General features: G+C 63.8%; 10 protein-coding genes. 3 read left to right on the plus strand and 7 right to left on the minus strand.

The annotated features are described in order from the left end of the window. Positions 1-125 precede the first annotated feature (125 nt). The 5 genes from gltX to AB4Y97_RS12460 all read right to left on the minus strand — a co-directional run bounded on the left by gltX (position 126) and on the right by AB4Y97_RS12460 (position 8,103). Positions 126-1,466: a glutamate--tRNA ligase gene (gltX, locus tag AB4Y97_RS12440; RefSeq protein ID WP_441999356.1), complete on the minus strand. Its 1,341-nt coding sequence runs from the start codon at positions 1,464-1,466 to the stop codon at positions 126-128. Positions 1,467-1,661: 195 nt separating this feature from the next. Then, a complete protein-coding gene (locus tag AB4Y97_RS12445; RefSeq protein ID WP_441999357.1) occupies positions 1,662-3,395 on the minus strand; it encodes an NAD+ synthase in 1,734 nt (577 codons plus the stop codon). A gap of 361 nt (positions 3,396-3,756) precedes the next feature. After that, positions 3,757-5,142, minus strand: coding sequence for a class II 3-deoxy-7-phosphoheptulonate synthase (locus AB4Y97_RS12450; protein ID WP_441999358.1), 1,386 nt, complete (start codon positions 5,140-5,142; stop codon positions 3,757-3,759). Positions 5,143-5,461: 319 nt separating this feature from the next. Next, positions 5,462-6,847, minus strand: a complete 1,386-nt coding sequence (gene gor, locus AB4Y97_RS12455; RefSeq protein ID WP_441999359.1) for a glutathione-disulfide reductase — start codon at positions 6,845-6,847, stop codon at positions 5,462-5,464. After that, a complete protein-coding gene (locus AB4Y97_RS12460) occupies positions 6,844-8,103 on the minus strand; it encodes an O-antigen ligase family protein (protein ID WP_441999360.1) in 1,260 nt (419 codons plus the stop codon). Before AB4Y97_RS12460 ends, gor begins: the two co-directional genes overlap by 4 nt. A 138-nt stretch (positions 8,104-8,241) precedes the next feature. Here AB4Y97_RS12460 and AB4Y97_RS12465 point away from each other — a divergent pair, with 138 nt between their 5' ends. The 3 genes from AB4Y97_RS12465 (at position 8,242) to AB4Y97_RS12475 (ending at position 11,261) form a co-directional block, all read left to right on the plus strand. Continuing rightward, positions 8,242-9,213, plus strand: a complete 972-nt coding sequence (locus tag AB4Y97_RS12465) for a Bug family tripartite tricarboxylate transporter substrate binding protein (RefSeq protein ID WP_441999361.1) — start codon at positions 8,242-8,244, stop codon at positions 9,211-9,213. Between the two features lie 66 nt (positions 9,214-9,279). After that, on the plus strand, positions 9,280-9,753 hold the full coding sequence (locus AB4Y97_RS12470; RefSeq protein WP_441999362.1) for a tripartite tricarboxylate transporter TctB family protein: 474 nt from the start codon (positions 9,280-9,282) through the stop codon (positions 9,751-9,753). An 8-nt stretch (positions 9,754-9,761) separates the two neighbouring features. Then, entirely contained in the window at positions 9,762-11,261 is a 1,500-nt protein-coding gene (locus AB4Y97_RS12475) for a tripartite tricarboxylate transporter permease (RefSeq protein WP_441999363.1), read from the plus strand. A 182-nt stretch (positions 11,262-11,443) separates the two neighbouring features. Here the strand turns inward: AB4Y97_RS12475 and AB4Y97_RS12480 are convergent, their stop codons facing one another. Then, positions 11,444-11,764 (minus strand): DUF2853 family protein, encoded by a 321-nt coding sequence (locus AB4Y97_RS12480; RefSeq protein WP_441999364.1) that lies wholly within the window; start codon positions 11,762-11,764, stop codon positions 11,444-11,446. A 357-nt stretch (positions 11,765-12,121) separates the two neighbouring features. Then, a complete protein-coding gene (locus AB4Y97_RS12485) occupies positions 12,122-12,622 on the minus strand; it encodes a DUF2059 domain-containing protein (RefSeq protein ID WP_441999365.1) in 501 nt (166 codons plus the stop codon). Between the last annotated feature and the right edge of the window lie 30 nt (positions 12,623-12,652).

The following is a 12,652-nucleotide window of genomic DNA, read 5'->3' on the forward strand; positions in this document are numbered from 1 at the left end:
GGGAAACCCATAACCGCAATCGCAATAGAAAAGGCGCTACGGTGATCGTAGCGCCTTTCTTGCTTTCGCCGTGTTCTCATAAACTCCGGGCTCGCCTGCGGTGCCCCGGAATGACGAATAACAGCTTACGCCGCCTCGCCCGAGAGCCGTGCTTTCGCCCGTTCCGGCCCGATGAGAGGCAGGAGCGCTCCCAGTTCCGGGCCATGGTCGAGCCCGGTCAGAGCTTGGCGGAGAGGCATGAACAGGGCCTTGCCCTTCACGCCGGTTGCGGCCTTCACGGCATCCGTCCAGGTCTTCCAGGTGCCGGCATCCCACGGTGCGGGCGGCAGGAGTTTCCTGGCATCGTCGATGAAGGCCCGCTCCGTGATGATGGGGACGATCGGTCCATGCACGATCACCCACCACTCGGCCGCATCCACCACCTTGGTCAGGTTGCCGCGAATGGCGAGCCAGAACGCCTCGCCGCCATCGGCGTCGAGAGCGGCAAGGCGGCTCCGCACGGCCTCGTAAGGCATTTCATGGACGAGGCGGGCATTGAGCTGTTCCAGCTCATGCTCGTCGAACTTGGCGGGCGCACGGGAGATGTGATTGAAGTCGATCAGGCGCGCCAGCTCATCGAGATCGGCCACGGGCCGCACCGATTCCGCGGTTCCGACCAGAACCGCCAAGGACGCCACCGCCTGCGGCTCAAGTCCCGCCTCGCGCAGGCTCGTGAGGGACAGATGCCCGAGGCGCTTGGACAGCCCCTCCCCGCTCGCTGTCGTCAGAAGGTTGATATGCCCGAAAAGCGGGATATGCGCGCCCAACGCCTCGAAAATCTGGATCTGCACCGCCGTATTGGTGACGTGATCCTCGCCCCGGATCACGTGGCTGATCTTGAGCTCCACATCGTCGACGATGGAGGGCAGCGTGTAGAGATAGGTGCCGTCCTCGCGCACCAGAACCGGATCGGACAGCGAACTGCAATCCACCTGACTTTCGCCGCGTACCATATCGGTCCAGCCGACAACGCGATGATCGAGACGGAAGCGCCAATGGGGTCTGCGTCCTTCGGCTTCGAGCTTTTCCCGATCTTCCTGCGTGAGCTTGAGCGCGGCACGGTCATAGATCGGCGGCTGGCCGCGAGCGAGTTGCCGCTTGCGCCGGAATTCCAGCTCTTCCGCGGTCTCGTAGCAGGGATAGAGACGGCCGACGTCCCGCAGTCTCTCGGCGGCAGCATCGTAGAACTCGATGCGCTCGGACTGGCGCACCACCACATCCGGGGGAATTCCGAGCCAGGCGAGATCGACCTCGATGGAATCGGCATATTCACGCCTGGAGCGTTCGAGATCGGTGTCGTCGAAACGCAGCACGAAGACGCCCTTCTCGCGCCGTGCGAACAGGGCGTTCATCAGGGCCTGGCGGGCGTTTCCGATATGGATGCGCCCGGTCGGAGACGGGGCAAAGCGAACGATTGGCTTGGACATGAAACCCCTATGGCGAAGGGAAAGCGCCCGCGCAAGAGGCAGGTTCGGTTCTCCCGTCATTCCCGGCCGGAGCGCAGCGGAGGGGAAGGAAATCCATAACGACCCTCGGCGTTTCCCATGGATCTCTTTCCGCGCCTGCGGCGCGCCGGGGATGACAGTGGGTGCCCTCCCCTACCACTTCGCCTGCGCGTGCCTTCAGACATCCATCGCCGCGCGTTGCGGCTTGGCCGTCGTACGCTCCATGGCCTCGTCGGGCCGATAGGCGACCGCGCCCTGGTCGCGGAAGCGATTGACGATGGGATAGCGCCGGTCGCGGCCGAAATTCTTACGCGTCACCTTCACGCCGGGCGCCGATTGGCGGCGCTTGTACTCGGCGAGATAGAGCAGGCGCTCAACCTTCTTCACAGTTTCCAGATCGTGCCCCTTGGCGACGATTTCCGAGACGCGCAGTTCCTCTTCCACGAGACCGCGCAGGATGTCGTCGAGGATGTCGTAGGGCGGCAGCGAATCCTGGTCCTTCTGATTCTCACGCAGCTCGGCGCTTGGGGCCTTGGACAGGATGTTCTCGGGGATGACGACTCCGTCCGGCCCCAGCGCGCCCTTCGGCTTCCACTCATTGCGCAGGGCCGACAGGCGGTAGACCTCCATCTTGTAGAGATCCTTGATCGGGTTGAAGCCGCCATTCATGTCGCCGTAGAGAGTGGCATAGCCAACCGACATTTCCGACTTGTTGCCGGTGGTCACGACCATCGGCCCGAACTTGTTCGAGATCGACATGAGGATCGTGCCGCGGGCGCGGCTCTGGAGGTTTTCCTCCGTGATGTCTCGCGGCTTTCCGGCAAAAAGCGGTTGCAGCAGTGCCTCGAATCCTTCGACGGCGGGGGCGATGGGCAGCGTGTCGTAGCGGACGCCAAGTGCCTTGGCGCAATCCTCGGCATCCTGGAAAGACTCGCCCGAAGTGTAGCGGTAAGGCAGCATCACGCAATGGACGCGCTCGGCCCCGAGCGCATCGACTGCCATGGCGGCGCACAGGGCGGAATCGATGCCGCCCGAGAGGCCGATCACCACGCCGGGAAAACGGTTCTTCTCCACATAATCGCGCAGGCCGAGCACGCAGGCGGCATAATCCGCCTGCTCGCCCTCCTCGACCGTTGCCGGAGGCCCCGCGCGGCACACCCAGCCTTCGTCCCCCTTCTCCCACGTGGTCAGGGCAAGGGTTTCCTCATAGGCGGGCAACTGGCAGGCGAGCGAGCAGTCGGCGTTGAGCACGAAGGACGCGCCGTCGAAGACCAGCTCGTCCTGTCCGCCGATCTCGTTGAGATAGACCAGCGGCAGGCCGCTCTCCGTGACGCGGGAAGCGGCGATGTTGAAGCGCTCCTCGGTCTTGCCTCGCCAATAGGGCGAGCCGTTCGGGACCAGAAGCATCTCCGCTCCCGTTTCGGCAAGGCACTCCACCACGTCGCCGGTCCAGATATCCTCGCAGATCGGCAGGCCGAGCCGGATGCCCCGGAAATTGACCGGGCCCGGCAGCGGGCCGGGCTCGAAATTGCGCTTCTCGTCGAACACGCCGTAATTGGGCAGATCGACCTTGAAGCGCACCGTGATCGCGCCGTTATCGAGCAGCGCATAGGCGTTGTGGAGATGATCCTTCTCCCGCCACGGCAGCCCGATCAGAATGGCTGGCCCGCCATCCGATGTCTCGCGGGCGAGCCGCTCGACGGCGGCCCGGCAGGCATCCTGGAAGGCGGGCTTCAGAACGAGGTCCTCGGCCGGATAACCGGCCAGGAACAACTCGGTGAACATGACGATATCGGCACCGAGGCGGGCCGCTTCCGCACGGGCGGAACGGGCCTTCTCCTCGTTGCCGGCCACGTCGCCGACGATGGGATTGAGCTGCGCGAGGGCGATCTTGAGTGTGTTCTGAGCCATGGCCTGGATTTAGCGCGCCGTTTGGTGCGCAGCAATGCGTTGGACGAGCTTTCCTTAGCCGATGCTCCGGAACTGAGCCGGGGTTGTGGTAGCCAGAGGCGAGCCCCGAAAGGAATTCAACCCAAATTCCAGTTTAGACGGAACCTGTAACAGCTTAGTTCGTTGTCCTCGCACGAATTGAAGGGAGGTAGCGATGTTGAAGGGTGGCCTTCTCTGGCTTATCGGCATTCCTCTGCCGATTATTCTTATCCTCTTCTTCCTGGGCTATTTGCACTGAGGAAGAATACTGCTCTCGCGAAAACTAACCTCGACAAAAAGGGGCGCTCTTGGCGCCCCTTTTTATGTATTGCTTCGCCGGATCTTACTCGGCAGCGAGGGTTTCCGGCCGCTCGCGGCCCTGGCGCTCCTGCTTGACGAGTTCCGAGGTCAGGAACGCGATTTCCAGGGCCTGCTCCGCGTTGAGGCGCGGGTCGCAATAGGTGTGGTAGCGGTCGCTCAGGTCCGCATCCGTCAACGCGCGTGCGCCGCCGGTGCATTCCGTGACATTCTTGCCCGTCATCTCCAGGTGGATGCCGCCCGCATAGGTGCCCTCCGCCTGATGGACTGCGAAGAAGTCGCGAACCTCGCCCATGACACGCTCGAAGGGCCGGGTCTTGTAACCAGAGGCCGCCTTGATCGTGTTGCCGTGCATCGGGTCGCAGGACCACACGACCGTGCGGCCTTCCCGCTTCACCGCGCGCACAAGGGCCGGCAGGTTGTCGAACACCTTGTCGGAGCCGAAGCGGCAAATGAGCGTGAGACGGCCGGGCTCGTCCTCGGGGTTGAGCTGGTCGATGAGCTTGATCAGCCCGTCCGGTGTCAGCGACGGGCCGCATTTGAGGCCGATCGGGTTCTTGATGCCGCGCATGTATTCTACATGGGCGTGGTCGAGCTGCCGGGTGCGGTCGCCGATCCATAGCATGTGGCCGGAAGTGGCGTACCAGTCGCCCGTCGTGGAATCAACGCGGGTCATGGCCTCTTCATAGCCGAGGAGCAGGGCTTCATGGCTGGTGTAGAAATCCGTCGTGCGCATCTCGGGATGCGTCTCCGGATCGACGCCGATGGCCCGCATGAAGTCCATGCTCTCGGAAATGCGCTCCGCCAGCTCACGGTATCGGGACGATTGCGGCGAGTCCTTCACGAAACCCAGCATCCAGCGATGCGCGTTCTCGAGATTGGCATAGCCGCCGGTCGCGAAGGCGCGGATCAGATTGAGCGTCGCCGCCGACTGGCGATAGGCCATGAGTTGGCGGCGCGGATCGGGAATGCGCGATTCCGGCGTGAACTCGATGTCGTTGATGATATCGCCCCGGTAGCTCGGCAGGTCCACGCCATCGACGGTCTCGATGTCGGACGAGCGCGGCTTGGCGAACTGGCCGGCGGAGCGGCCCACCTTCACCACCGGCGAGCTGCCGGCAAAGGTCAGCACCACCGCCATCTGCAGGAACAGGCGGAAGAAATCGCGGATGTTGTCGGCAGAATGCTCGGCGAAGCTTTCGGCGCAATCGCCGCCCTGAAGAAGGAAGGCCTCGCCCTTGGCGACCTTGGCCAAGGTACGCTTCAGCTTGCGGGCCTCACCTGCAAAAACGAGCGGGGGAAAGCCGGCGAGCTGCTGCTCGACGTTTCCAAGCGCCTCAAGGTCCGGATAGGCCGGAACCTGCTGGATTGGCTTGTTTCTCCAGCTGTCGGGCGTCCACCGCTCAGTCATGACACACTCCTCGTGTCTTAGGAATTCTCGTCGTTCACCGCAATAAGCGACACGAAAGGGCACCTATACACGACATAATGGAAAAGGCGAGTGCGTCCGATACGACCTTGCGTCGAGCGCCCTTCCAGATCGCGCCGGACGACAGATATCTCCTCACCGGATGTGAGGTTGGCGGCTCTCGCGGCGGAATAGCCATAAGGCATCCAAGCCCATCGCAACGGCAATGACCGGGATGCTCACGGCTCCAAATTCTCAGAACGGGCTGCGCTATGAGCCCTGGAATGTGGGATGAACCCGGCCAAAAGCCAACTCTGGAGGCCTATCCCACATCGACCGGCTTCTTCACCACGAACGGCGTGCGCATGGTCACGAGTTCTTCCGCCGCGGTCGGATGGACGGCGACGGTGCGGTCGAAATCGGCCTTGGTGGCCCCCATGGTGACGGCGACGCCCGCGAGCTGGATCATCTCCCCCGCATCGGGGGAGATGATATGGACGCCGACGACCTTGTCTGTGGCCTTCTCGACGATCAGCTTCATCAGGACCCGCTCGTGATTGCCGGACAGGGTTCCCTTCATGGGGCGGAACGAGGTCTTGTAGACGTCGATCTCGCCGTAACGCTCCCGCGCCGCCCCCTCGCTGCAGCCGATGACGCCGATCTCGGGGGTCGAGAACACGGCCGTCGGAATCAACTCGTGATCGACCATGGTGGGCCCGTCCCCGAAAACCGTGTCGGCGAAGGCATGGCCCTCGCGGATGGCGATCGGGGTGAGATTGGCCCGGTTGGTCACGTCGCCGACCGCGTAGATCGAAGGAATGATGGTCTGCGAATAGCCGTCGACGATGACCGCCCCGACCTCGTCGAGGCTGACGCCTACATCCTCCAGGCCGAGATTGGCCGTGTTCGGACGCCGCCCGGTGGCGACGAGAACCTGATCGACGGTCAGGACGGTGCCGTCGCTGAGGGTGGCGGCGATGCCGTCCGGCACCTTGTCGAGGCGATGCACGGTCCTGCTGAGGGCGAGGTCGATCCCGCGATGGGCATAGGCCGCGCCCAGGGCATCGCGCACATCCTCGTCGAAGCCGCGCAGGAGCTTGTCGCCGCGATGCAGAAGGGTGACCCTGCTTCCGAGGCCCGCGAAGACGCCCGCGAACTCGACCGCGATATACCCGCCGCCGATGACGAGGATGCGTTCCGGCAATTCCTTCAGGTGGAAGACCTCATTCGAGGTGATGCCGAGGTCTCCCCCGGGAATGATCGGCTCCAGGGTCGGATGAGCTCCCACAGCGACCAGGATATAGCGCGCCCGGATCCGCTCCCCTGTCTTGAGAATGCGCACCGTGTGCGGATCTTCGATCACCGCCCGGCTGTCGACGATCTCGACGCCTGCCTTGTCGAGATTGGTCCGGTAGATCCCTTCCAGCCGGTCGACCTCCTTGTGCATGTTGCGGGTGAAGGCCGTCCAGTCGAAGCGGGGCTCCGGCACGTCCCAGCCGAAACCGGCCGCATCCTTGAAATCCTCGGCGTAGCGGCTGGCATAGACCATCAGCTTCTTGGGCACGCAGCCCCGGATGACGCAGGTGCCGCCGACCCGGTATTCCTCCGCGACCATGACCCTGGCACCATAGCCTGCCGCGATCCGCGAAGCGCGCACGCCGCCGGATCCGGCTCCGATGACGAACAGGTCGACGTCGAAATTGCTCATGGTTTCGTCTCCAACCCTTTCCGGCGCACGGCCAGCATCCATACGATAGCGGCTCCAAGCGACGCCGCCCACCAACCCTGCCAGGCCCCGTGGCCGACCAGCGCCACGCCCGTCACTCCCGCCATGAGGGCAAGCGATACGCCGGCGATGAGGCGGCTCTGGCGGGCAATGGCGCGCAAAAGCAAAAGAATTGTCGCCAGCGCCAGGACCGCCCCCACGGCGCCGAGCTCGACCCAGATCTGGATTATGGCGTTGTGGGGATGGCCGACAGCGAGCAGCGTCTCGTCTTCGGTCGGCACGCGCTCGGCCACCGAGGTGTCGCGCATGCGCGGGCTGATGCCGAAGCCTGCCCCGAGCAGAGGCTGCTGCCGTATGGCCTCGCCGAAGCTGAGCCAGATATCGACCCGGTCGCGGGAATGGTCGTTGGCCAGCCTTTCATGGACGCTTGCCGGGATCGCCCAATCGGCGATCTTGCCCAGAAAAGGCGCCGAAGCCGTCAGCAGGACGAAGGCGACGGCGGCAACGATGGCAACGAGGCGCGGCGCGGCATATGCGACAAGAAAAGTGACGCAGAAGGCCATGAAACCGAGCACCGACGCGCCACTTTCGGAATGGGCGATCGTGGTGAAGACGAGGGCGGCAAAACCCATGCTGAAAACCCACCCGAAACGGACATTCCGCAGGAGCCAGGCGACAAGGGGCGGCGTCAGGCAGAGAAGCGTCAGGACCGAGCGGTTGAAGATGAAGCTTTGCCAGCGCATGCCCAGCGATTTGCGCAGGGCGAGCCCCGTGCGCAGCTCGAAGATCATCATGCAACAGGCTGCGATGGAAGCCCCGATCAGCAGCCAGAAGGCCGAGCGTGTCATGCGCTGCGGAAGGGTGAGGCCGAGAATGAAGGCGCCCGCCACGGCAAGCCAGAACTCGCCGAACCCCTCAATGGAGACGCGCTTGAACTCGCTCCATCCTATCGAGACGACGCACCATGCCAGAAAGGCGAGCACGGCCAGCCCCAGGGGCGAAGCGAGGGCCGTCCACACATCCTGGCCGAAGCGACGCCCCTGCCCTTCCGCCGCGATGGCCCCCAAAGCGCAGAGCGCTGCCACCGTCAGGAAGGCAGGGCTCGAGCGATGGGCGATGGCCATGCCGACGGGCATGAGCACCAGGACAATTATGGCGGCGCGCCACATCGCCTCGGCAAGGTGCGCGCGAAAACCGTTCCGGGGCGGGCTGGCGGAAGCCGGGTCGAACATTCTCATGGCGAGGCTCTTACGCGAAGGTTCAACGCCGATAAAGCAGCAAGCGCTTGCCCCGTCGAGTTTCGACCTTTACCGTTCGTCGCAGGACGCACGCTCGCCGAGCGAAAGGCGCCAAATCTCATCGTCGGAGGAAATAGAATGAGCCAATATCGCAAGGGTCTTTGGCGCGGTGTGCTCGCCGCAGCCGCTGTGGCGGGAATCGCCACCTCGGCCATGGCCCAGTCGGAACTCAAGATCATGGCTCCGGCAGCACCGGGCGGTGGCTGGGACCAGACCGCCCGCTCCATGCAGCAGGCCCTGACCCAGTCCGGCATCGCCAAGAGCGTGCAGGTCACCAACGTTCCGGGCGCCGGCGGCTCCATCGGCATCGCCCAGTTCGTCAACGGCGCGAAGGGCGACGGCAGCCAGCTCATGGTCATGGGCTACGTGATGGTAGGCGCGCTTCTCACCAACAAGTCGCCCGTCACCCTCGACCAGACGACCCCCATTGCCCGCCTGACCGGCGAATACGAGGCGATCGTCGTCCCGGCCGATTCCCCGATCAAGAACGCCAAGGACCTCGCGGCCGCCGTGAAGGCCGATCCGGCCAAGGTCACCTGGGCCGGCGGCTCGGCCGGCGGCGTGGATCACATTGCCGCAGCCCTGTTCGCCAAGGCCGTCGGCGCCGACCCGACCAAGATCAACTACATCCCGTTCTCGGGCGGCGGTGAATCGCTTGCGGCCATCCTCGGCGGCAAGGTCACGGCGGGCATCGCCGGCTATGGCGAGTTCGAGAGCCAGATCAAGGCAGGCAAGCTGCGCCTCATCGGCCTGACCACCCCGGCCGGCAAGGGAACGGCCGAAATGCCGTCCCTGAAGGACCAGGGCGTCGACCTCGAGATCGCCAACTGGCGCGCGGTCGTCGCTCCTCCCGGCCTCTCCGCCGACCAGAAGAAGGCTCTCTCCGAGACCATCGACAAGCTCGTGAAGTCGAAGGAATGGGCCGAAATCCTGAAGCAGAAGGGCTGGGACGACGCTTATCTCCCGGGCGATGCCTTCGCCAAGTTCCTGGCCGAAGACCAGAACCGTACGAAAGAGGTCTTGACCTCGGTCGGCCTCGTGAAGTCTTAAAACAAGACGGTTCGAAACGATGCTTTGGAAGCGCCGCTCTGCGGCGCTTCTTTTTAGGAAAATATCATGGCTACGCGAACAATCAGGCGTGTCGACAAGGCAGGGCTTCTCATCGCCCTCGTGCTCCTTCTCCTCGCCTGCCTCATCTGGCAGGATCTGAACAGCCTCCAGCTCTCATCCGTCTACGGTCTGGGGCCGAAGGCGATGCCCATGGTCGTTGCGATCGGGCTCACCGTTCTGGCGATCGGCAATGCCGTCACGGCCTTTCGGGGCGGGCTGCCGGAGCGTGAAAGCCTCGACTGGAAGCCGATTATCCTGATCGTCGGCGGGCTCGCGGTCCTGATAGCCTTCATCCAATTCGACATCGGCTTCATCCCGGCGACCGCCGTGCTCTTCGCCGCCACCTCGGCCGCCTTCGGGCGGCGCGCCTTCGTGACCGACCTTATCATCGGCTTCGTGGCCGGTCTGGTGATCTACCTGCTCTTCTCCAAGCTCCTGACCCTGACGCTTCCGATGGGTCCCATCGAGCGTCTGATCTGAGGTTGGCCATGGATGCTTTCTTCGCTCTCTCCCACGGCCTGACCGTCGCTCTCCAGCCGATGAATCTGCTTTTCGCGCTCGTCGGCGTGCTGCTCGGCACCGCCGTCGGCGTTCTCCCCGGCATTGGCCCCGCGCTGACCGTGGCGCTTCTGCTGCCGATCACCTTCAAGCTCGATCCGGGCGGGTCGATCATCATGTTCGCCGGCATCTATTACGGCGGCATGTATGGCGGCTCGACCACCGCGATCCTTATCAACACACCCGGCGAAAGCGCCTCCATGGCGACGGCGCTTGAAGGCAACAAGATGGCCAAGGCCGGCCGCGGTGGCCCTGCGCTCGCCACCTCGGCCATCGGTTCATTCGTTGCCGGCACCATCGCCACCCTGGGCCTCGCCTTCCTCGCCCCCACCCTCGTCGAACTCGCCGTGAGGTTTGGGCCGGAGGATTATTTCGCCCTCATGTGCGTGGCCTTCGTCACGGTGTCGGCGACCTTCGGCGATTCACCGATCCGGGGTCTCACCAGCCTCTTCATCGGCCTGGCGCTCGGCCTCGTCGGCATCGACAAGCTCACCGGCCAGGCTCGCCTGACTTTCGGCGTGCCGGAACTTCTGGACGGCGTCGAGGTGACGACCCTGGCGGTCGGCCTCTTCGCGGTAGGCGAAGCGCTTTATGTCGCCTCGCGGCGTCATATTCAGGAAGAAGTCCTGGAGCCGGTTCGCGGCTCGCTCTGGATGACCAAGGAGGACTGGAAGCGCTCCTGGAAGCCGTGGCTGCGCGGCACGCTGTTCGGCTTCCCCATCGGCGCTCTGCCCGCAGGCGGCGCGGAGATCCCGACCTTCCTGTCCTATTCCGCCGAGAAGCGTCTGACGAAATATCCGGAGGAATTCGGCAAGGGCGCCATCGAGGGCGTGGCCGGTCCCGAAGCCGCCAACAACGCCTCGGCCGCGGGTACCCTCGTCCCGCTGCTCGCGCTGGGCCTGCCGACCTCGGCGACCGCGGCGATGATGCTGGCGGGCTTCCAGCAATACGGCCTCAATCCGGGCCCCCTGCTCTTCGCCGAGCGTCCTGAACTGGTCTGGGGCCTGATCGCCAGCCTTTTCATCGCCAATGCCATGCTGCTGGTGCTGAACCTTCCCCTCGTCGGCCTATGGGTGAAGCTTCTCGCGATCCCGCAGCCCTGGCTCTATGCGGGCATCCTGGTCTTCGCGACCATGGGCACCATCGCAGCAAAGCCCTCGGTCGTGGAATTGACGATGCTTGGTGTCTTCGGCGTTCTCGGCTTCCTGATGCGGCGGTTCGATTATCCGATCGCACCGGTGGTCGTGGGCCTCATTCTTGGCCCCATCGCGGAAGCGCAGCTGCGCCGCGCCCTCTCGATCAGCCTCGGCGACCCGATGGCGCTGCTGCAGAGCCCGATTTCGGCAACCCTTCTCGGCATCGCCTTCATCGCCCTTGTCCTGCCCTTCGCGCTCAAGGGCATGGGGCGTTTCAAGGCCAACGAGGACTAGAGTCGTTTCCACTTGCGTGGAATCGCTCTCTTCTTTTGCTCGGACGCATTTTCGACGGCGAACCGGATCCACTTCGCCTGAAAATGCTCTAATCACGTTCTGGAGCGGTTGCGATCCCTGGATCGCAACCGCTCCAGTCTCTAAACTGCCGGATACGCCCTGGAGTCGAGGGCCTGCATCGGTCACGAGAAAGCGGACAGCTTTCCGAAATGATCGGCGAGCAGATAATAGACCGTCACCCGGTTCTTGGTGCGATCCCCTTTTAGCCTGTCGCCGATCGAGTGGATGGCCTTGTCGAGATCCGCATCCGAATTGGTCAGGCCGAGTTTCTTCTTGAGGAAGCTCTCGCGCACGCGGCCCAGCTCCTCCTTGTCCGAGAACGCGACCAGGGACGAATCCCGCTTCTGCAGCGCAATTCCGCAATGGCGCACAATTCCGGCGATTGCCTTCTCGTCGGCATCCGGAGCGTATTTCCTGACGTCGGCAGCCCAGTCTTCGGCCATGACCTTCTCCTTATCAATGCGCAAAGCCCGAGGCGGCGAGCGCAGATGGATCGGTTAACCGCCTTATCGGCAGGCGGGATGGCGAGAGCCAGAACATCCGCGCCGTCCTCCCGAGCAGAGCTCCGAAGATTTGCGGATGAGCGTGACCTGCAGGAACGGATCTGGAGCATTCTCCGCAAAAGTGGACACCGATTTCGCGCGAGAAAAGGCGGTACCCAAGACTTTGTACCCAAGACTTTCTGGAGCGGTTTGCGACCCCGCTCGAATGCCGGACCGGCAGCAGGAGAACGAGTTTTCCGCAAAAGAAAAGGCCCGGGAGACCGGGCCTGTTCCGTATTCCGTTGACGAATGCCGCCGTTACTGCAGCTGGTGACCGCGCTTGCCCATCTCGGCGCGGGCGCGGGTCATGACGTATTCCGACAGGTTCTGCGTCCAGGCAGCCAGATCCTTGACGATGTCGTCGAGGAGGCCGGGCTGTATCTCGACGTATTTCTTGCCGGCCGGGGTCTTGTAGAAATCGGCGATCGTCTTGAGCTCCGGCTCGGACAGGCGAGAGGCGAAGGCGACCGCCGCGCTGTCGACCATCTTCTGCTTCAACTGCTCGACCTCGGGCCGCAGCATCACGACGACCTCGTCGAGATCCTTTTTGATCTCCGGACGGGTCACGTTCATCTGCTGCAGTTGCGCGAAGAACGGCTCGGTCATCGCGTCGATCGAACGCGTCATGCCGGATGTGACCGCGACTTCACGGGCGACGGCCAGGTGGCTGGCGCTCGGCTGCGTCTGGGCGAGAACCGGACTTGCGAGCATCAAGAGCGCGACAGCGGTCGCAGCCAGGCGAGAAGTGGAACGGATCATAGAATAGGCTCCAATCATGAAGGCTTATGG

The sequence above is a fragment of the Microvirga sp. 2TAF3 genome, assembly GCF_052114965.1.
GTDB lineage: Bacteria > Pseudomonadota > Alphaproteobacteria > Rhizobiales > Beijerinckiaceae > Microvirga.

What these genes read in the sequence shown, in the direction of transcription:
- AB4Y97_RS12475 (WP_441999363.1), top strand. Translation starts at nt 9,762, where the DNA reads ATGGATGCTTTCTTCGCTCTCTCCCACGGCCTGACCGTCGCTCTCCAG.
- AB4Y97_RS12485 (WP_441999365.1), bottom strand. Translation starts at nt 12,622, where the DNA reads ATGATCCGTTCCACTTCTCGCCTGGCTGCGACCGCTGTCGCGCTCTTG.
- AB4Y97_RS12445 (WP_441999357.1), bottom strand. Translation starts at nt 3,395, where the DNA reads ATGGCTCAGAACACACTCAAGATCGCCCTCGCGCAGCTCAATCCCATC.
- AB4Y97_RS12450 (WP_441999358.1), bottom strand. Translation starts at nt 5,142, where the DNA reads ATGACTGAGCGGTGGACGCCCGACAGCTGGAGAAACAAGCCAATCCAG.
- gltX (WP_441999356.1), bottom strand. Translation starts at nt 1,466, where the DNA reads ATGTCCAAGCCAATCGTTCGCTTTGCCCCGTCTCCGACCGGGCGCATC.
- AB4Y97_RS12470 (WP_441999362.1), top strand. Translation starts at nt 9,280, where the DNA reads ATGGCTACGCGAACAATCAGGCGTGTCGACAAGGCAGGGCTTCTCATC.
- gor (WP_441999359.1), bottom strand. Translation starts at nt 6,847, where the DNA reads ATGAGCAATTTCGACGTCGACCTGTTCGTCATCGGAGCCGGATCCGGC.
- AB4Y97_RS12465 (WP_441999361.1), top strand. Translation starts at nt 8,242, where the DNA reads ATGAGCCAATATCGCAAGGGTCTTTGGCGCGGTGTGCTCGCCGCAGCC.
- AB4Y97_RS12460 (WP_441999360.1), bottom strand. Translation starts at nt 8,103, where the DNA reads ATGAGAATGTTCGACCCGGCTTCCGCCAGCCCGCCCCGGAACGGTTTT.
- AB4Y97_RS12480 (WP_441999364.1), bottom strand. Translation starts at nt 11,764, where the DNA reads ATGGCCGAAGACTGGGCTGCCGACGTCAGGAAATACGCTCCGGATGCC.